Origin of the sequence: Allokutzneria sp. A3M-2-11 16 (assembly GCF_024213555.1) — a bacterium.
Classification (GTDB): domain Bacteria; phylum Actinomycetota; class Actinomycetes; order Mycobacteriales; family Pseudonocardiaceae; genus Allokutzneria.
This window is the reverse complement of sequence record NZ_JANAVO010000001.1, coordinates 1,972,744-1,992,815: the sequence shown is the minus strand read 5'-3', so window position 1 is coordinate 1,992,815 and position 20,072 is coordinate 1,972,744. Positions and strand designations below refer to the sequence as shown.

General features: G+C 71.3%; 14 protein-coding genes. 9 read left to right on the top strand and 5 right to left on the bottom strand.

From position 1 onward, the window contains the following. Positions 1 to 72: 72 nt before the first annotated feature. Complete coding sequence (locus NLX83_RS09925) at positions 73 to 1,377, top strand: hypothetical protein (protein WP_254234533.1); 1,305 nt, start codon at positions 73 to 75, stop codon at positions 1,375 to 1,377. Continuing rightward, entirely contained in the window at positions 1,377 to 5,054 is a 3,678-nt protein-coding gene (locus NLX83_RS09920; protein ID WP_254234532.1) for a glycosyltransferase, read from the top strand. Before NLX83_RS09925 ends, NLX83_RS09920 begins: the two co-directional genes overlap by 1 nt. Before the next feature lie 151 nt (positions 5,055 to 5,205). Here NLX83_RS09920 and NLX83_RS09915 read toward each other — a convergent pair whose 3' ends face one another. Then, positions 5,206 to 6,243: a serine hydrolase gene (locus NLX83_RS09915; RefSeq protein WP_254234531.1), complete on the bottom strand. Its 1,038-nt coding sequence runs from the start codon at positions 6,241 to 6,243 to the stop codon at positions 5,206 to 5,208. Positions 6,244 to 6,508: 265 nt separating this feature from the next. On the opposite strand from NLX83_RS09915, the gene NLX83_RS09910 reads away from it, so the two are divergent. Then, on the top strand, positions 6,509 to 7,006 hold the full coding sequence (locus tag NLX83_RS09910; RefSeq protein ID WP_254234530.1) for a hypothetical protein: 498 nt from the start codon (positions 6,509 to 6,511) through the stop codon (positions 7,004 to 7,006). Between the two features lie 46 nt (positions 7,007 to 7,052). On the opposite strand, the gene NLX83_RS09905 is transcribed toward NLX83_RS09910, so the two are convergent. The 3 genes from NLX83_RS09905 to NLX83_RS09895 all read right to left on the bottom strand — a co-directional run bounded on the left by NLX83_RS09905 (position 7,053) and on the right by NLX83_RS09895 (position 13,057). Continuing rightward, positions 7,053 to 8,957, bottom strand: coding sequence for a glycosyltransferase (locus NLX83_RS09905; protein WP_254234529.1), 1,905 nt, complete (start codon positions 8,955 to 8,957; stop codon positions 7,053 to 7,055). Beyond that, a complete protein-coding gene (locus NLX83_RS09900; protein ID WP_254234528.1) occupies positions 8,954 to 10,303 on the bottom strand; it encodes a polysaccharide pyruvyl transferase family protein in 1,350 nt (449 codons plus the stop codon). Before NLX83_RS09900 ends, NLX83_RS09905 begins: the two co-directional genes overlap by 4 nt. A gap of 405 nt (positions 10,304 to 10,708) precedes the next feature. Further along, complete coding sequence (locus tag NLX83_RS09895) at positions 10,709 to 13,057, bottom strand: transketolase-like TK C-terminal-containing protein (protein WP_254234527.1); 2,349 nt, start codon at positions 13,055 to 13,057, stop codon at positions 10,709 to 10,711. Positions 13,058 to 13,178: 121 nt separating this feature from the next. On the opposite strand from NLX83_RS09895, the gene NLX83_RS09890 reads away from it, so the two are divergent. The 6 genes from NLX83_RS09890 (at position 13,179) to NLX83_RS09865 (ending at position 19,728) form a co-directional block, all read left to right on the top strand. After that, entirely contained in the window at positions 13,179 to 13,469 is a 291-nt protein-coding gene (locus NLX83_RS09890) for a hypothetical protein (protein ID WP_254234526.1), read from the top strand. Next, on the top strand, positions 13,469 to 14,881 hold the full coding sequence (locus NLX83_RS09885; RefSeq protein ID WP_254234525.1) for a sensor histidine kinase: 1,413 nt from the start codon (positions 13,469 to 13,471) through the stop codon (positions 14,879 to 14,881). Before NLX83_RS09890 ends, NLX83_RS09885 begins: the two co-directional genes overlap by 1 nt. Continuing rightward, entirely contained in the window at positions 14,878 to 15,540 is a 663-nt protein-coding gene (locus NLX83_RS09880; protein WP_254234524.1) for a response regulator transcription factor, read from the top strand. The genes NLX83_RS09885 and NLX83_RS09880 overlap by 4 nt, the downstream gene beginning before the upstream one ends. A gap of 89 nt (positions 15,541 to 15,629) precedes the next feature. Beyond that, positions 15,630 to 17,057: an alpha-amylase gene (locus tag NLX83_RS09875; RefSeq protein WP_254234523.1), complete on the top strand. Its 1,428-nt coding sequence runs from the start codon at positions 15,630 to 15,632 to the stop codon at positions 17,055 to 17,057. A gap of 116 nt (positions 17,058 to 17,173) precedes the next feature. After that, a complete protein-coding gene (locus NLX83_RS09870) occupies positions 17,174 to 18,538 on the top strand; it encodes an SLC13 family permease (protein WP_254234522.1) in 1,365 nt (454 codons plus the stop codon). A 20-nt stretch (positions 18,539 to 18,558) separates the two neighbouring features. Then, positions 18,559 to 19,728: a glycerate kinase family protein gene (locus tag NLX83_RS09865; protein WP_254234521.1), complete on the top strand. Its 1,170-nt coding sequence runs from the start codon at positions 18,559 to 18,561 to the stop codon at positions 19,726 to 19,728. A 6-nt stretch (positions 19,729 to 19,734) separates the two neighbouring features. On the opposite strand, the gene NLX83_RS09860 is transcribed toward NLX83_RS09865, so the two are convergent. After that, the gene (locus NLX83_RS09860) at positions 19,735 to 20,031 is read right to left on the bottom strand and encodes a hypothetical protein (RefSeq protein WP_254234520.1); all 297 of its coding nucleotides are present in this window, start codon (positions 20,029 to 20,031) and stop codon (positions 19,735 to 19,737) included. Between the last annotated feature and the right edge of the window lie 41 nt (positions 20,032 to 20,072).

The window sequence follows — 20,072 nt, the reverse complement described above, 5'->3', positions numbered from 1 at the left end:
GCCGGATGAGGGATCCAGTCCCCTTTCGGCAGAATTAGCCCAACTTAGGGACGACACCACTAGGGGGTGCCTGTGAGCTGGCAGGAAGAGCTGCGCAGCCTTGACGCCGAACTGGCGGCCGGCAACATCTCGGCCGACCAGTACCGCCAGCGCCGGGACCACCTGCTCGCCCAGGCATCTGCGGCGGGTCCGACGCCGAAGCAGCCGGAGCCGAGCAGCGGCGACGGCCCGTTCCCTCCCCCGTTCCGGTGGGAGAACTCCGCTCCGGCGGAGACCGAGACGACGCAGATCATCCAGCCGGTCAAGGATGAACCCGCCGCGGAGCCCAAGGCCGAAGAGGCTCCGGCGGCGGAGGAGGCCCCCAAGGCCGAGGAGCCGCCCGCGGACGCGACCCAGGTCGTGGCCCCGAGCAGCGACGCCACCCAGGTCGTGTCGCCGGTCGGGGACAACGCCGACCGCACTCAGGTGGTGTCCACCCAGCACAACGCGGGCGACGCGGACCGGACCCAGGTCGTTCCCGGCGCCGGTCAGCCGCTCTACCAGCCGCAGCAGCAGCCCTTCCCCGGGCAACAGCAGCAGCAGATGGGCAGCCCGTGGCCCGCTCACCCGCAGCACCAGCCCTACCCGCAGCAGCAGCCGCACGGCTCCACCCCGCCGTGGGCGAGCAACGACCTGCCGCCGGACTTCGGCTCCACCTCGGCCTGGCCGCGGCAGGGCCCCGAGGTCTTCGAGAGCAACAGCGGCTCCAAGGTCGGCAAGATCGTGGCGATCGTGGCCGTGGTGCTGCTGCTGGTCGGTGGTGGCCTCGCGATCTGGTACTTCACCAGCAACAACGGCGGCGAGACCCCGCCCGTCGCGTCGTCCTCCGCACCCCCGCCCGCGCCGACCACGACGACTCCCCCGCCCAAGCCGAAGCCGAAGGGCGGCCAGTTCGTCGACCTCGACGGCACGCTGCGGGCGAACATGGCGCACGGGATCGACTCCGCCGTGGCCGCGAACGTGCCGACCCCCGACGAGGTCAAGGTCCTCAAGGAGGCGGGCGCGACCGAGGTGCTGGGCTACGGCACCGAGGACAAGAACGTGAAGCTCGGCCTCTGGGAGTTCAAGGCGTCCGGTGACGCGCTCCAGAAGGTCTTCGACGAGATCGACAAGATGTACGCGAACGCCGGGTTCCAGCCCTACACCGGCGCGGGCACCCCGGAGTCGGTCAAGGCGCGGGTCAAGACCGACGCGAGTGGCGGGGCCACCTACCGCGCGCACTACAAGACCGCCACCTCGGTCGTCCGCGTCGAGGCGTTCGGCCCGGACGGCCCGGCCGCGGAGACCGCGTTCAAGGCGCTGATGGAGCGCCAGCTCAAGCAGTACCCGCCGGCGTAATGGCGGAGCGCGACGACGAGGTTCGCTACGCCGACGGCGCCGAGGACTCGGTGCTGTCGGCGTTGCGCGCCGCCAAGGACGTCTCCTCCGGCTCCGACGAACTGGCCGCGCAGGCCGTCGGGTGGGAGCTGAGCTACCACTTCTCCCCGCAGCGCCAGGGGTTGCTGGCCCCGTTGCGGCTGCGCGAGGGCATGCGCGCGGCGGACCTCGGGTGCGGCAGCGGTGTGCTGGCCAGGGGGCTGGCGGAGGCCGGGGCGGACGTGCTCGGCGTCGAGGGCGTGCCGAGCCGGGCCGAGGCGGCGCGGGTGCGCTGCCGCGACCTGGCCAACGTGGAGATCGTCACCGGCCGGGTCGAGCAGGGCCTCGCCGGGCGCGACCCGTTCGACCTGGTGCTGCTGTGCGGGCTGCTCGAACACACCGCGGGCGATCCGGACGGCCCGGCGAACACCCTGCGCAGCGCGGTCGGCGCGCTCGCCGACGACGGCGTGCTGGTGCTGGCGATCGAGAACCAGCTGGGGCTGGGCTACCTCGCCGGGCGGCACGAGGACCACCACAGCACCCCGTGGGTGGGTCTGGCGGACTACCCCAGTCCCCGGCGCAGCCCGCGCACGTGGGGCGCCAAGAAGCTGGCCGAGATGCTCGCCGAACACGGCTTGAGCGCTCAGCGCTGGCTGGTCCCCTACCCCGACTACAAGCTTCCCAAGGTCGTGCTGGACGGCCGGATCTTCAACCGCCCGGACGCGCCGGAGCTGATCGACAAGCTCGTGCGCGATCCCCTCCATGGGGCGTTCGGTGGCAACGACGCGGTGGTCTCCGGCCGTGCGCTGCAACGGGTTCTCGTCGGTGAGGGGCTCGGTCTGAGCACCGCGCCGTGTTTCCTGATCGTCGCCGCGCGGTCGGGGGACGCGATCCGCGCGCACACGCAGGACCAGATCGGCTGGATGGTCAACAACTCGCGGCGCACGGCCTTCCGGCGTTCGCGAGTGCTCTCCCCGCAGTTCCGGCTGGAAACCCTTGGTGGCGCGAGGGAAGCGGCTGACGGCTGGCTCCGCCACCAGGTCGTGGCCGAGGAGCCGCTGGTTCCCGGGCGCCCGTTGGACGCGCACCTGCTGGACGCGCTGCACGCCGGTGACCGGCAAGAACTTGAGCGGCTCCTGCGGTTGTGGCGCGAGGTCTGCCACGCGGGCGCGCGTCCGCTGGCCGAGGACGACCTGCTGCACCCGTTCCTCCCCGGGCGACCCGGTGTTCCGGTGCTGCCGCCCGACCACCTGGACATCCACCCGGGCAACGTCGTGGTGCTGCCGGACGGTTCGACCGTGCGGGTGGACCGCGAGTGGCTGGCGGGTTCCGGTGTCGACGCCGAGCTGGCGGAGCTGCGCGCGCTGCTGGAGTTCTGCCGCGAGGTGGTCACCAGCCGCGCCGCGCACCCCTGGCAGGACGCGATCACGCTGCGCGGCCTGTTGTTGCGGCTCTGCGAGCCGATCGGGCTGCGCGCGGCGGCGGAGAGCCGCTGGGACGAGCTGGTCGAGGCGGAGTCGGGCTTCCAGGAGCTGGTGACCGGCAAGGCCGCTTCCGCCACCGCGGACGCGATCCGCAGCGAGGCCGAGGCCCTGGTGCTGCCGCCGCTCTGGGACGCGCTCGGCGGGCTCACCGCGCTGCGCGAGCGGGCCGCCTGGCTGGAGAACCAGATCGGCGCGCACCTGGCCGCGATCGAGGCGGAGCGCGGCGAGTTCGAGCAGCTGCTGCACAACACCCGCGTCGAGGCGCAGCGCGCCCAGGAGGACCTCGCGGTGCGGACCGAGGAGGTCGAGCAGCTGCGGCACGGCCTCGAAGTCGCGAAGGCCGAGGTCGTCAAGCTCGACCGCCGGATGGGGATGGCCATGCGCGAGCTGGCCGCCTCCGCGCAGCAGGAGACCCGCGCGCGGGCCGAGGCGCAGCAGGCGCGCCAGGCGGAGGCCGTGCTGCGGGCGGAGCTCGACGGTATGGCCGCGCGGCTCAACCGGACGCGCGCCCGGCTGGACCGCCTTGAGGCTTCGAGGCTGGTCAAGCTCGGGCACCGGCGGTTCTGGCCGACCGCGCGAGCCCTGCGCGGCGCCCGCGACCTCGTGCTGGGCCGGGCGGGCGAGGAGCCGGACGCGGTGCTCCGCAAGGTCGCCAAGCACGCTCCCGGCCTGGCCGCGGTGGTCGGCGCGGTCGCGAGGCACCGCTCCGGCGCGGCCCGCGAGGGAGCGCTCCGGTTCCACGTGGAACTACCCGACAAGCCCGTGCACGTCGGCCTCGGCCAGGTCGTGGAGTTCACCGGCTGGGTGTTCCACGCCGACCTGCCGCTGCGCGCCGCGTGGATGATCTCGCAGGGCCGCGAGCACCCGGTGAGCCTCGGCTACCCGCGCCCCGACGTGGTGGCCGCCTTGTCCCCCTTGGGTTTGCGCGTACCGGACGGCAGTGGCATGCGGGTGCGCGTCCCGGTCCGCGCGGTCGCGGCGGAGCAGCGCGTCGACCTCGCGCTCCGGGTGGAACTGGTCGACGGCACGATCCTGGAGCGCCAGCTGCCCGAGTTCACCGTGCTGCCCGGCACCGGTGCGAAGCCGCTGGGCGTGACGTGGCCGGGCTCCGGCCCGAAGGTCGCGATCTGCATGGCGACCTACGCGCCCAGCCGGGAGTACCTGGAGCAGCAGCTCGAGTCGATCCGCGCGCAGACGCACAAGAACTGGGTGTGCGTGCTGTGCGACGACGCCTCTCCGGAACCCGCCCGCAAGCTCATCCGCCAGCTGGTCGGCGGCGACAAGCGCTTCGTGTTCGTGGAGAACGAGGACAACGTCGGCTTCTACCGCAACTTCGAGCGGGCGCTGCGGCTCGTGCCCGCCGACGCGGACGCGGTGGCGCTGAGCGACCAGGACGACGTGTGGGACCGCGACAAGATCGCCACCCTGCTCGCCGAGCTGGCCGATCCGCAGGTGCGGCTCGCGTACTCCGACATGCGCCTGGTCGACCAGGACGGCAGGCACCTCGCGGACTCGTTCTGGCACCGCAGGCGCAACCAGTGCGAGGACCTGCTCGCGCTCACCCAGCTGAACACGGTGACCGGGGGCGCGTGCCTGGCGCGCGGGGACTTCGTGCGGGAGCAGGTGCTGCCGTTCCCGCCGGGGACGATCTCGGTGTTCCACGACCACTGGATGGCCGTGATGGCGCTCGGCACCGGGCGGATCGCGTTCGTGGACCGGCCGCTGTACTCCTACCGCCAGCACGGCGACGCGATCACCGGCCACCGCGAGGACGATCTCGACGAGGGCCTGCCGCCGTTGTCGAAGCTGGCGATGTCCGCCGTGGGACTGGGCGATCCGCTCACCGACGAGCAGCGCGCGCGGCTGGACGCGGTCGCCGAGTACGAGCTGACCCGGCTCGCGCAGTTCGCGACGGTGTTGCTGCTGCGCGACTCCGGCCGGATCACCGGTGAGGTGCGGGCACGCCTGCTGGACCTGGCGATGGCCGACCGCAGGGTGAAGCCGCTGTTCGAGCTGACCCGGCTGCCGGAGTCCACCCGTGCGGTGACCGCGGGCGCGGAGAACCTGTTCCTGGCCGCCGCGCTCCGCCACCGCGCCGAGACCACGCGCCGCCTCGACCTGCCCCCCCCCCCCCCCCGCGCCCCGACCCCCCGCTGGAGTGATCCCCCTGGCTGAGGCGGTTGACCGGTCTTCAAGTACCCCCAACCCCACCCCCAGCGGTCTTTAACTACAGCGCACCCTCCGAAGGTGTGCCGCAGTTAAAGACCGCTGGGAGGTAGGTGCGCGGGACTTGAAGACTGCCCAACCCACGCTGGGAGTGGAGTGATCAGCCGCCGTTGACCGGGCGGTAGGCACGCATGCGGTAGCTGCGCGCGGAACCGCTGTGCAGCTTGGAGACCGCGTCGAGCATGGCGCGGCCCAGGCGGGCGCGGGCTTCGAGCGCCGGGTGCGTGCCGCCGAAGTTCGCGTCGTTGGTCGCCGCGTCGCCGGTGAACGCGCCGCCCGCGAACACCGCGTAGGTCAGCATCGGCTTGGCGGCGCTGTCGAAGATCACGCCCGCCTCGTGCCGGTCGGAGTTGTACCAACCGGCCTTGGTGGCGATGCTCTCGCGCTCGGCGGTGGACATGTTCCTGCGGATGCCGTCGATGTAGCCGTCCTTGGACCGCAGCACGTCCAGGATGAACGTGGTGGAGGACGCCGACACGAGCTTCCCGGCGACGAGCTGGTCCAGCAGCGAGTGCGTCTCCCGCGCGGTGGTCTTGCCGAGGAAGAACCGGTTCGGGTTGGCCACCGGGGTGACCTGGGTGTGCACGAAACCCTTGGCGCGCAGGATCTCGTTGAGCTCCAGGGCCAGGCAGACCAGCCCGCACAGCCGGACCGCGGTGTCGTCGGAGACCAGCAGCAGCGCGCTGAGGACCGCGCCGACGGTGATCTGGTCGCCGTAGACCTTGTGCAGCCGGAAGATCCCGTCGCCGTCCTTGATGATGATCTCCGGCGTGAGCGTGACCTTCTGGTCCAGCTTGATCAGCCCGCGGTCGACCTTGTCCAGCACGGCCACCGCGACGGCGATCTTGTTGACGCTCTGCGCCTCGACGACGGCGTCCGGGTTGTCCTCGACGGCGGAGATCACCCGGCCGTCCGGGTCGACGATGCTGACGAACGCCGACCAGGTGCCGCGCGCCCGGCGCGTCTCCCTGCGGTAGACCGAGGCGATCCTGGCGCGGGCCCGGATCGCGGTCGGCGGAGTCACGTCCTCGGGCGCCTCAACGGGTTCGGCCGGTTCGGCCGAGGCCGAAGCGACGGTGGGGCCGAGCATGGCGGCAGCGGCGAGCCCGAAGGCGGCTCGACGGCGGATGGTGGCCATTCGCGGAGTTACCTTCCAGGACGACTCCGTCCACACGGAGCATGCGGACGCATACATCTACCATTTCCGCAGGTGGTTCGCCTACCACCTCGGCCTGACCCGAATCCTGAAATACGCGAACAGGGCGACTCAGACGCCCGGGGTGAGCATGCGGTTGGGTTGTTTTCGAGAATTCATCAAATAGGCTTTCGCGAGCCTAACCAGCGCATATGCCGGGTAGAACCGAGAGGGAGACATTCGCCGCCAGCACGAGGAGAGATTCGGCATGAATCGCAACACCGTTGTCCGTGGAATCACCGCAGCCGCTGTCGCTTTCGGTGGCCTCGCCGTCGCCACCACCGGTGTCGCCCACGCCGGAGGCGTCACGCCGTGCACCGCGTCCGAGCTGAACGTGACCACGGGGGACGGCCAGCAGGGCCAGGACCCGCTCTTCCGGCAGCTGGTCGTCGAGTTCGAGGCCAAGGACGGGGCGCACTGCCTCCTCAAGGGCCTTCCCGGCGAGCTGACCTTCTACAAGGACGGGAAGCCGATCCCGGTGACCCCCAAGGTCAAGGACGCCGACCGGGCGAAGGACATCGAGGTCAGGGGCACCGAGACCGCGACGCTCATCCTGGACATCCCGAAGAACGGCGCGCCGGTCACGCCGACCGACGAGGTGTCCTTCACGCTGCCGTCGGAGAACATCGACGTGATCCGCCTGCCCTACACCGCGGGGCTCGCCGAGCCCCCGACGATCTCGCCGGTCATCGGCCCGACCGGCTGAGTTCCGAGGTTCGCGGTCCCGCCCGCACCGCGCGGGCGGGGCCGCCTCAGGCGATTCCGCAATCGAGAAGAACTTTCGCCATACTGCGGCGGAATCCGTCGGCGGAAAAGTGTTCCCGGCAGATCCGCAGCATTTCCTGCTGCACATCCGACCACAACGCGTCGTCGCGGAGCATGCGGTCGCACAGCTCCACCATTTCCGCGGGTGATTCGCCAACCAGATGGCGCGCGTACGCACCGAGGTGCAGGCCCTCCGCCCCCACCGGCGTGGTGACGAACGGCAGCCCCGCAGACATCGAGTCGACGAACTTGATCTTCACTCCGGCGCCGAACCGCATCGGCACCACGTGCAGCCGCGCGGCGCTGAGCCACGGCCGCGGATCGGGCACCCGGCCGACGACCTCGTTCAGCCCACCGTGCAGGGCCAGCACGTTCGGCGAGGGGTCCGCGCCGACCACGCGCAGCGTCAGCCCGGGGTGCCGCTCGCGCAGGCCCGGCAGCACCTCGTTGGCCAACTCCAGCACCGCGAACTCGTTGGGCGTGCGCGGGGTGTTGTCGAAGCCGCCGAAGAACACGATCCCTTCGCGCCCCTCGACCCCGGGCACCTCGTCGGGCGTGACGATCGGGTAGCAGGCGACGTGCGCGGGCGTCTCCGGAGCGACCCGGCGCGCCCACTCCGCCTCCTCCTCGCTCACGCACACCGCGACGTCGGCCCAGCGGAAGGCGCTCTGCTCCTCCTCGCGCAGCCGCGCCGCCTCGATGGCGTGGTGGCGGCGCTCGGCCGAGTCGACCGAGTGCTCGAAGTGCTGCTCGGGGCGGCGGTGGAACAGGGCCTCGGAGTCGTAGACGCGGATCGCCTGCGGCTGACTGCGCGCGATCGGCACGCCGTAGTTCGCGTAGTTGTGCGGGCGGAACGCCACGATCACGTCGTAGAGCCCCGCGCGGGACCGCGACCAGGCTTCGAGGTCGGTGACGCCGTGCACGACCTCGACGCCCTTGGCCTGCCAACGCGGCGCGTACTCCTCGAGCCGCTCCGCCGAGACCGCGAAGAACGTGACGCGGGCGTTGGGGTGCGCCTCGATCCACGAGTCCACCACCGCGGCCGTGCGCGGGTCCCCGCGACCACGGTCCGCTTGCGGGACACGGTCGTCGATGAGCAGCACGCGGTAGGGCGCATTGCGGTCGCGGAGCCAGAGCGCGCGGTGCGGCCACTCGTCCAGCGAGGTGACGGCCGGGCGTTTGGCCAGCTCATCGGCCCAACGGCGCTGGAAAACCCCGTGGTTGAGCCGCATCAGCTCGGTGGCGCGCTCCGAGGAGCTGCTGCCGTGCCGCGCGTGCTCCACTGTGGACTGGGGGATGACCCAGGTCTGCCACCCGCGCTGACGCAGCGCCAACTGGAGGTCGACGTCCTCGAAGTACGCGATCTCGTATTCCGGGGAGAAGCCGCCTGCCTGGTGGAAAGCCTTGCGGCGCACGATGAGGCAGGCCGCCGACGCGTAGTCCACCTCGCGCGGGAACGAGGCGTCCTCCCAGGCGCGGCACCAGCCGTCGCCGCCGATGAGGCTGCCGGACTCCTGGACCGAGCCGTCCGAGTTGAGCATGACCGGAGCGACCGCGCCCACCTCAGAATGATCGTCCAAAAAGGACAGAAGAGGGTCCAGCCAGCCGTCGCGCACCTCGACGTCGGCGTTGAGGAAACAGACCAGCTCGGTGCGCGCGTGCTGCACGCCGAGGTTGCACCCTGCCCCGAAGCCCAGGTTTTTCTCCATGCGAAGGACCGTGGCGTCGGACAGATTCTGCTCCAGCCATTCCCCCGTGCCATCAGGAGAAGCGCTGTCCACCACGATCACGTCGTAGGGCGCGGGCGTGTGCTCGGCGAGCGTCTTGAGGCACGTGACGACCAGATCGCGCCTGCCGTAGGAGACGAGGACGAAGGTGAGCCGGGGGGTCACGAGCCTTTGATCTTTCCGTAGACCTCGCGCACCGGCTGCGACCAGCGCAGCAGCTTGGTGTTGCGCAACGCGTCCAGCTCCCGGCTGTCCAGCGCGAGCCGGTCGATCTCGTTGCGCAGCTCGCGGAACTGGGTCTGTGCCATGGCGAGTTCGTTGCGGGCGCGTTCGGCGTCGGCCTTCGCGGCGGCGACCTCGCGCCACGCCTCTCCGAGCGTGTCGGCCAGCTTCTGGCGCTCCACGAGCATCCGGTCCCGCAGCCGCCACTGGGCGTGCCGCAGCGCGTTGTTCTCCTCGGCGAGGTCGGCGAGGCGTCGGGTCAGATCACCGCCGCGCGCGGCGAACGCCTGCTCGATGGCGGCGGCGACGCGGTCGAAGTGCGTGGCGACCGCGCGCTTGGCGTGCTCGGAAGACGCGGAGAAGCGCAGGCCCGCGCTGATCGCGTCGGTGATCCGATCCGCCCGCTCGACGATCTGCTTCGGCGAACCGAACTCCAGTGCGGGCCAGCGCTCTTCGCCGGTCGGGTCGTACAGCGCCCACGGCGTGCCGAGCGCGGCGCAGGCGGCGGCCACGTGCTCGTCGGTGGCGATCACGGCGCTCGCGGCCTGGAGGACGGCGAGGCGGTCCTCCAGCACGAGCCCGCCCGGCATCTCGACGACGTGGTCCGCGGCGAGGAAGTCCCGCACGGCGTCCAGCGGCAGCTCCGTGCTCTGCACGACGACGACGCTGCCGTCCTCGGGCAGCACGCCGAGCTGGCGCAGGTGCTGGGTGCGCGTCCGCAGGGCCTCCGCGTCGACCAGGCCGTCGAGCAGCAGCGCCGGGTGCGGCACCACCGGGATGTCGCCGGAGAGCCCGGCCGCGGCGAGGCGGTCGCAGGAGCGGCGGTCGCGCACCGTGAGGTACGGCTGCCGGGCGAGGGCGGTGACCAGCTCCACCGGCGGTTCGTCGGCGATCCGCACGCAGCTGCTGATCAGCGGGTGGGTCCGCTCCGCCTCCGGGTCCAGGCCCTCGGCGAAGTAGGAGTGGGCCGCCCCGTCCGGGTAGAGCCAGTCCGCGCGGGCCGCGCCGAGCGGGAAGGTCGGGGTGAGCACCGAGGCGTCGGCGGACGCGGCGATCTGCTCGATCCGCTCCGAGCCGTGGTCGCCGAGCGGGGCCGCGACGTAGCCCCCGTCCTCGGGGATCGGCCGGGTCCAGCCGAGCGGCGCGTACCAGGTGGCCCGCCAGCCGGGCAGCCTGCGCAGCAGTTCGCGTTCGGTGAGCCGACTGATGAGCTGGTCGCCGAACCCCGGCAGGTCGGAACTGGTCCAGAGGGCGAAGGCCCCGATGGTTCTCGACGTGGGTTCCCGCACCCGCCGAGCCTAGCGCTCCGCCCTCCGGTGGGGTTCCGCTCCGCGGCTATCCCGGTGCGGCAGGACCCGCAACCGGAGGTGGGGAAGATCAACGATCTCGGTCACCGACCGCCCGTCGAGGCGTGGATATCTGGGGAACTTATCAACAGGCTGTCGCCGAACGGCCCCTCAGCGGCGACGAGCGGCACCCCGAGCCGGGTCACGCCGACGCATCCCGGCGAACAAATCTCACTCTCCGACATAACCCCAGTTCAGAGCCCCGCAGTCCCGCCCGGCCCGACATGCGAACACCGGGGTCCCCTTCGCGCCGGGGACCCCCTAACACTCATTTTCTCACTTCGTGCCCACAGGTGCGCGGAGTTATCCACAGGAATGCGGAGTTGTCCACAGGTCGTTGAAGCCCGGTCAGTCGACCAGGTCGTGGGCCGCCGCGCGGATCGCGGAGGCGTCGATCCCGTGCAGCCGGTGGGCGTCGCCGAGCGAGGACGACTGCCCGAAATCGGTGACGCCGAGCGTGGTCGTCGGGACCCCGCGCACCGTGCCGAGGAAGGCGAGCGTGTGCGGGTGCCCGTCGAGCACCGTCACCAGGGGCACGTCCTCCGCGAACAGCGCATCCAGGATCGACTCGTCGACCAGCGAGGAAGGCCCACCGGTCGACAGACCCGAACGGGACCGCGTGGCCCGGAACAACAGGTCAGCGCTCGTGACAACGACGACCGCCGCCGAGACGCCCTCCGAAGACAAAGCCGAAGCGGCCGCGAGCGCCTCCGGCACCATCGCGCCCATCGCCGCGATCACCACGTCCGGCGAAGCCGGGGACACCAGGCGGTAGCCGCCAGCGACCGCGTGCAGGCGGCGCTGTTCCCGCTCCGAGGCCGACGTGGGCACCGCGGCGAGCGACTGGTCGACCGGGCGCGTGGACAGCCGGAAGTACGCCGAGCACCCGCCGGGCCTGCCGACGAAGCTCATCGCGTGCAGCAGCGTCCACTCCAGGTCGGCGGCGAACGCGGGCTCGTAAGCGATCACACCCGGGTGCTCCAACCCGACCGACGGCGTGGTGATGCTCTGGTGCGCGCCGCCCTCCGGGGCCAGGGTCACGCCGGACGGGGTGCCGAGCAGGATCGACTGACCGCCCGCGTAGATGCCGAAGGTCCACGGCTCCAGGGCGCGGTTGACGAACGGGTCGTAGATCGTGCCGATCGGGATCAGCGACTCGCCCCACCGACTCCACGTCGCGCCGAACTCGCCGAGCGCGCCGACCAGGTTCACCTCGGCGATGCCCAGCTCCACGTGCTGGCCGACCGCGGCCTCGTCCCAGTGGATGCGGGTCTCCGGATCGTCGGAGAACCAGTTCTTCGGCACGCCGGCAGTGCCATTGATGGCGAACACGCCGACCTTGTTCAGCCAAGCCGCGAGGTTGGTCGAGGAGGCCACGTCCGGGGAGATCGTCACGACCCGCCCGGCCACCTCGGGGGCCTTGCGCCGCAGGTCCATCAGCACGCGGCCGAACGCGGCCTGGCTGGACGAGGTGCCCTTGTGCGCCGGGGAGACCTCGGCGGGCACGGAGAGCGGGCTGACCGCGCGGACCTCCGGGCGCTTCAGCCGGGAAGCCACGGCGGACAGCAGTCCGGCCTCAGGGCTGCCCACGTCGAACAGGCGCCACGGGTCGTCGACCGACGTGCCCAGCGAAGAAGCGAGCGAGGCGTACTGGTCCGGCTTGAGCAGCGCGGAGTGGTTGGCCGGGTGCCCCTCGACGGGCAGGCCGCGGCCCTTCACCGTGTAGGCGAAGACGACGGTCGGCCGGGTCGTGTCGGCTCCGGCGAAGGTGTTCATCAGGCCGCCGAGGTCGTGCCCGCCGAGATCGCGCAGCGCGGCGGTCAGCCCCGCATCGTCCACAGTGGACAGAAGACGGGTGAAGGCGGGATCGGGGCGCTCACCGACGAGGCGGGCGCGCAGCTCGCCGCCGCTGGTGCGCAGCATCCGCTGGTACTCGGCGTTGGGCATGCCGTCGATCCGGGCGCGCAGCAGCTCGCCGCCGTCCGACTCGAACAGCGACGTCAGCAGCGGACCGTACTTGCAGGTCAGGACCTCCCACCCGGCCGCTGCGAACATCCCGGACATCCGGTCGTAGGCGATGCCGGGGATGACGCGGTCCAGCGACTGGCGGTTCAGGTCGACCACCCACAGCAGCTCGCCGAGCTGGGCGACCTGCGGGTCGTGCACGGCCTCCCAGACCGCGCCCTCGTCCAGCTCCGCGTCGCCGACCAGGGCGATCATCCGGCCGCGCGGGCTGGTCGAACGGCCGCCGCCGAAGTGCGCGTCGCAGTACCGGCGGGCCAGCGCCGCCCAGATGGTCGCGGTCGCGCCGATGCCCACTGAGCCGGTGGAGAAGTCGACGGTGTCCGGGTCCTTGGTGCGCGACGGGTAGGACTGCAAGCCGCCCAGCTCGCGCAGGCGCGGCAGGTACGAGGCGTCCAGGTCGCCGAGCAGGTAGTTGACGGCGTGCAGCACCGGCGAGGCGTGCGGCTTCACGCTGACGCGGTCCTCGCTGGTCAGCGAGCCGAACCAGAGCGCGGTCATCAGCGAGACCATCGACGCCGACGACGCCTGGTGACCACCGACCTTGAGGCCGGAGGCGTCCCCGCGGACGTGGTTGGCGTGGTGCACGATCGAGGTGGCCAGCCACAACACCCGCCGCTCCACCGAGCGCAGGACGTCGAGGTCAGGGCGGGGTTCCGTGGCGACGCTGCTCACAGGCGGGACGGTAACCCACCGCACCGGCGTTCGGGCAGCGACGAAACTCACCCGGCGCAGATGAGGAGATCCTCATCCGGGACTCACGGAGGCTTCGAAGTCGGAGCCCAGAGTGGTCGCCATGACCTCAGGAAGCCGAACCGGCATCGTGTCCTTGATCGCCGCCGGAGTGATCGGCGTCACCGCCGGGGTGTACGCCTTCGCCGGGCAGGCCGCCCCGCCGCAGATCTCCGGCGACGCGCCGTTGATGACCATCCCCGGCCTCGTGAACCACGTCCAGCAGCCCGGCGCGCCGATCGCCCCGGTGCTCTGCGCCGACGATGATGACCCGGACGACCTCGACGACCTGCACGACGATGACGACGACAGCAACGACCCGGACGACGACCTCTATGACGACGACTGCGACTGATGAGTAGACCGGGCCGCATCCCCGCGCGGGTCCGGATCATGGGCTGGCTGCTCGGCCTGATGGTCCTGGTGCTGGCCGCCGTGGTGCTGATGGTCTGGCGGCTCTCGCTCACCGACGTGGACAACCGGGTCAACCGCGGCCTGGAGCAGGAGGTCCGCGAGTTCGCCGACTTCGTCTCGGCGGGCCGGGACCCGCGCACCGGGGAGCCGATCACCGATCCGACCAGGCTGCTCGCCGCGCACCTGTCCACGCAGTACCCGGAGAACAACGAGGTGCACGCCGGGGTCGTGGTGCAGCCGGACCGGATGACCATCCGGGTCGAGGGCAATCCCGCCTACGACATGCGCTCCGACGAGGCGCTGTTCCGCCGGATCATCGACGCGCCCGCGGGCTACGGCGACATCGACACCGCGGGCGGGACGATCCGCTGGGCGAAGTCCCGCCTCACCGGCGAGGGGATCGCGCCGTCCTACTTCGTCACCGCGTACTTCGTCGGCGGGATGCGCGCCGCCGCGCTGTCCACCGTGCGCATCCTGTTGCTGGTCAGCGGTTTCGGCCTGGTGCTGGCGGCCGGGGTGGCGTGGGTGGTCGCCGGTCGCGTCCTGGCGCCGGTGCGGACCGTGCGGCAGGCCGCCGCGGAGATCACCGAGCACGACCTCTCCCGCCGCATCCCGGTGCACGGCAAGGACGACATCGCCGCGCTGGCCGAGCAGTTCAACGCGATGCTGGACCGCCTCGACCAGGCTTTCGCCACGCAGCGCAGCTTCCTCGACGACGCCGGGCACGAGCTGCGGACGCCGATCACGATCGTCCAGGGACACCTGGAGCTGATGGGCGACGATCCGGCGGAGCGCGCCGAGGTGGTGCGGCTGTGCACCGACGAGCTGGACCGGATGAACCGCATCGTCGGCGACCTGCTGCTGCTGGCCAAGGCGGAGCGGCCGGACTTCGTGAACCGGCACGAGGTGTCGCTGCACGAGCTGACCAGCGACATCGACGCCAAGGTCCGCGCGCTCGGCGACCGCAGGTGGGTGTTGGAGGCGATGGGCGAGGGCACCGTGCGGCTGGACGAACAGCGCGTCACGCAGGCCGTCGTGCAGCTCGCGCAGAACGCCGTGCAGCACACCGAGCCGGGCTCGGAGATCCGCATCGGCTCGGCGCTGATCGACGGGCGGGTGTCCTTCTGGGTGGCCGATTCCGGGCCCGGGGTGCGGCCGGAGGAGCACGAGAAGATCTTCCAGCGCTTCGGCAGGGCGGACACCGGCAGGCGCGACCGCACCGGCGCGGGCCTCGGGCTGGCGATCGTGCTGGCCATCGCCGAGGCGCACCACGGCGTGGCGAAGGTGGTCTCCGAACCCGGGCGGGGCGCGACCTTCGGCATCGACCTGCCCGCGACGGAGGAAGAACAGTGAGCCGCATCCTGATCGTCGAGGACGAGCAGCGCATCGCGTCGTTCGTGGAGAAGGGCCTGCGCGCCAACGGGTTCAGCACCACCGTGGTCGGTGACGGGGAGACCGCGGTCGACTACGCGGTGACCGGCGGCTTCGACCTGGTGGTGCTCGACCTCGGCCTGCCGGACCGGGACGGGTTCTCCGTGCTGCGCTCGCTGCGCGAGGCGAAGGTGACCGTGCCGGTGATCATCCTGACCGCGCGGGACTCGGTGCACGACACGGTGGCGGGCCTTGAGGGCGGCGCGGACGACTACATGACCAAGCCGTTCCGCTTCGAGGAGCTGCTGGCGCGGGTCCGGCTGCGGCTGCGCGGTCCGGAGCGGGCGCCGGAGGTGACGGTGCTGCGGCACGAGGACCTGTCGCTGGACCTGCGGACCCGGCGCGCCCAGCTGCCCGGCCAGGTGGTCGACCTGACCGCGCGGGAGTTCGCGCTGCTGGAGCTGTTCCTCCGGCACCCTGGCCAGGTGCTGGCGCGCGAGCAGATCCTGTCGCACGTGTGGGGTTACGACTTCGACCCGGGATCGAACGTGGTGGACGTGTACGTGCGGGCGCTGCGGAAGAAGGTCGGGGCCGAACGGATCGACACGGTGCGCGGGATGGGCTACCGCATGGGCCGCTAATCATTGAAAATATTTGCGGACCCTGTCCTGGAGTCGCCAACCCCTGCATGATCGAGCGCATCGCCCCCTCCCAGTGCTGCGAGGTCCCGATGCGAAAGCTCGTTCTGGCCGCTTCTTCCCTGCTTGTGGCCACCCTGTTAGCGCCGGTCACGGCATCGGCCGCCCCGCCCGGCGGCAAGGACGTGATAGTCCGGCTGTTCCAGTGGAACTGGCCGTCCGTGGCCAAGGAGTGCAAAGAATTTCTGGGTCCGCGCGGTGTCGGCGGGGTGCACGTGTCCCCGCCGCAGGAGCACATCGTGCGCAAGGACCTGGGCAGCCCGTGGTGGCAGGACTACCAGCCGGTCAGCTACAAGATCGACAGCCGCCGGGGTGACCGGGCCGCGTTCGCCGCGATGGTCACCGCCTGCAAGTCGGCGGGCGTGAAGGTCTACGTCGACACGGTGATCAACCACATGGCGGGGCAGGACGTGCCCGGCACCGGGTGGGCGGGCAGCCGCTACGACCACTACTCCTACCCCGGCATCTACGCCGACCAGGACTTCCACCACTGCGGCCGCAACGGCAACGACGACATCAAGAACTACTTCGACCGCTTCGAGGTGCAGAACTGCGAGCTGGTGAACCTCGCGGACCTGAAGACCGAGAGCGAGCCGGTGCGCAACCGCATCGCGGGCTACCTCAACGACCTGCTGTCCCTCGGGGTCGACGGGTTCCGCATCGACGCGGCCAAGCACATGCCGACCGCCGACATCGGCGCGATCAGGGCGAAGCTCTCCCGCCCGGCCTACCTCTTCCAGGAGACCACCTTCGCCGCCGGTGAGCCGATCGTGCCGGACGAGTACCTGCCCAACGGCGACGTGAAGGTCTTCGCGTACGGCTACGACATCGCGCGGATCTTCAACCACGAGAAGCTCTCCTACCTGCGCACCTTCGGCGCCTCGCTGCCGAGCGACAAGGCCGTGGTGTTCACCGACAACCACGACACGCAGCGCGGACACCCGGTGCTGACGCACAAGGACGGCGGTCGCTACGCGCTGGCCAACGCCTTCCTGCTGGCCTGGCCGTACGGCACCCCGCAGGTGATGAGCTCCTACGAGTTCGGCAACACCGACCAGGGTCCGCCGAGCGACGCCGAGGGCCGCACCAAGAACTCGACGTGCTTCGCCGACGGCTGGCGCTGCGAGCACCGGTGGCAGGTGATCGGCAACATGATCGGCTTCCGCAACGCGGTGCGCGGCACCAACGTGAACAGCTGGTGGGACAACGGGAACGACCTGATCAGCTTCGGTCGCGGCGACAAGGGCTACCTCGTGCTCAACGACGAGGGCTCCGCCGTCACCGGCCGGTCCTTCCGCACCCCGCTGCCCGCTGGCAAGTACTGCGACGTGATCCACGGTGACTTCTCCGGCGGCAAGTGCTCCGGGCCTGTGTACACAGTGGACGGTGGCGGCTGGTTCCGCGCCGACGTCGCCGCGCACGACGCGATCGCGTTGCACGCCAACGCCCGCGTGGGCTGATTCCCCCGACCGGCTCGTTCAACGTCCCTGGGGGTGCGTTGAACGAGCCGGTTACGTGAAAGCAGTTTCATCAAGTCGTCACGGATGCCTCACCACCGGGCACGACCGTGGTCCCCATGCACACCACGGTGACGAAAGCTCCGGTGTTGCGCCTGCTGACGGGCGTGCTCTGCCTCGGCACCGTGGCCTTCCTGCTCGTCGAGCACGCCCCGGGCCTGTCCGTTCCCGGCCGCGTCACCCTCGGGGTCTTCGCGGTCGCGATCGCGGGCTGGACCCTGACGAAGATCGACGACACCTACATCGGACTCGCTGCAGCCGTCGCCCTCGTCGCGATCGGCGTGGTGAGCCAACAGGAGTTGTTCGCCACCCTCGGCGACGACACGATCTGGCTGCTGGTCGCGGCGTTCGTGCTGGCGGCGGGTGTCGCGGCGACCGGATTGCCGACGCGGGTGGCGACCGCCATGGCCTCCCGGGCGCGCAGCGTCCGCGGTCTGGCGCACCTGACCACCGCCGCCCTTCTGGCCAGCGCGTTCGTCATCCCGTCGACCTCCGGCCGGGCCGCGTTGGCACTGCCGGTATTCCTCGCGCTCGCCAGCGCCCTCGCCGATCGACCGCGTGTGGTGCGTGCCCTCGCGATCCTCTTCCCCACGGTGATCCTGTTGTCAGCGATCGCCTCGCTCCCCGGCGCGGGCGCGCACCTGATCACCAGCCAGCTCCTCGCGAACACCAGCGGGCACGAGATCGGCTTCGCGCACTGGATGCTGCTCGGCCTGCCCTTCGCCCTGGTCAGTTCGCACTCCGCGACCGAGCTCGTGTTGTTCCTGTTCACCAGCCGAGCGGATCGGCGACAGGGCTTGGCGTTGGAGCTGCCCACCTCGAAGTTCTCCTCCGCGGAGCGCCGGTGCGCCGTGTTGATGCTGGCGGTCGGCGTCGCCTGGGCGGCCGGGGCCCCGGCCACGATCGTCGCGGTGCTCGCCGCCCTCATCGTGACCGCGCCGAAGTTCGGCACTGTCTCGCTGAACAAGGCGCTGACCGAAGTTCCGTGGCCGTTGCTGGTTTTCATGGCGTCGGTGACCGCGCTCGGCACCGGGCTGAGCAACTCCGGCGCCGCGAAGTGGCTGGCCGAACGCCTGCTCACCGGCGTCTCCCCCAACGCGCTGCTCGTCGTCGCCGTCGCGGTCAGCACCGCGGCACACCTGCTCGTGCAGTCGAGGTCTGCGCGGTCCTCCGTGCTGATCCCGCTGCTCATCCCCGCCGCAACTGCGGTGGGCCTCAACCCCGCCGCGGTGGCTTTCGCCTCGACGGCTGCCGCGGGCTTCTGCCACACCCTGCCGTCCTCGGCCAAGGCGACCGCGATGTTCGAGGGCTACCGCACTGCCGACCTCGTGCGGCTCGCGGTGTTCCTCGGCCCGCTCACCGCCCTGCTCGTGCTCGCCTTCGCCACCGGAGTCTGGCCGCACCTCGGCCTCCCGCTCCGCTGACCGTCCACTGTGGAGGAACAATGCCCGTCCCGAACCGATTCGTGGTCGCCCCCAGCGGGTTCAAGGAGTGCCTGGAGGCGGACGCCGTCGCCGCCGCGATCACCGCGGGCATCCGCCGGGTCGTCCCCGGCGCCGTGGTCGACCAGGTTCCGCTGGTCGACGGCGGGGAGGGCTCGGCCCGCGCCCTGGCCGCGGCGACGGGTGGCAGCCTGATCCCGGCGCGCGTGACGGGCCCGGTCGGCGAGCCGGTCGACGCGCACTTCGCGCTGCTCGGCGGCCCGGGTCCGCGAACTGCGGTCGTCGAGATGGCCGCTGCGGCAGGATTACGCCTGGTACCAAGCGATCTGCGTGATCCAGGAGCGACGACGACGCGCGGGGTCGGCGAGCTGATCATCGCCGCGCTGGACCACGGCTGTGAGCGGATCATCGTCGGCTGCGGCGACTCCGGCACCTGCGACGGCGGCGCCGGAGCGCTCCAGGCCCTCGGCGTGCGACTGCTCGACGCCAGCGGTGACGAACTGGGGCCGGGCGGGGCGAAGCTGGAGAAGCTGGCCGAGATCGATCCGTCCGAAGTGGACGGACGTCTGCGCGAAGCCGAGGTCGTCCTCGCGTGCAACCCGCACAACGTGCTCACCGGACCGCGCGGGGTCGCGCGGGTGTTCGGCCCGCAGAAGGGCGCGACCGGCGAGCAGGTCGAAGCGCTGGCGTGGGCGATGGAGCGCTGGGGTGCCGCGTTGCTGGAGACCTTCGGCGTCGACCTGCGCACGGTCGCGGGCGGCGGGGCCTCCGGCGGGCTCGGCGCGGGCCTGGCGGCACTGGGCGCGAAGCTGCTCCCGCGCTTCGAGGTGGTGCTCGCGCACTCCGACCTCGACGCCCGGTTGGCCACCGCGGACCTGGTGATCACCGCCGAGGGCGCCATCGACTCGCAGACCGTGCGCGGCAAGGTCCCCGCCGAGGTGGCCCGCCGGGCGAAGCGCCACGGCAAGCCCGTGATCGCCCTCGCGGGCACCATCGGCGCGGGCGCGCGGACGAACTACGACATCGGCATCGACGCGTTCACCGGCATCCTCGACGCGCCGGTGCTCCTGCCGGAGGCGATGGACCGCGCGGCCGAGCTGATCACCGACGCGACCGAGCGGACGCTCCGGCTGGTGCTGGTCGGAGCGGCGCTCGGCGCTTCGGCGGCGTGAGCTGGATCAGCAGCGCTCAAGACGGTCGACGCGCGAGCTGATGCTGTAGTGGTCGTGGCGCTGGCCGGGCGCGTAGACCTTGCAGTCCCCGTCCCCCGCGAACTTGATCACCAGCTTGACGCGCTGGGTGGTGCTGCAGTTGTTGGTCACCTCGATGCGCGACTTCCAGTAGTCGGTCTTCCAGGTGACACAGGTCGGCGCGTAGTCGGTCGCCGACGCGGTGGTCGCGCACAGCAGCGGGGCGACGACGGCCAGTCCGGCTCCGAGCAGCGCGATCCGCATTCCCCGACGAGACTTCTTCACGAATGCTCCAAGGTGAGAGAGGTAAGCCATAGGAGTGACGC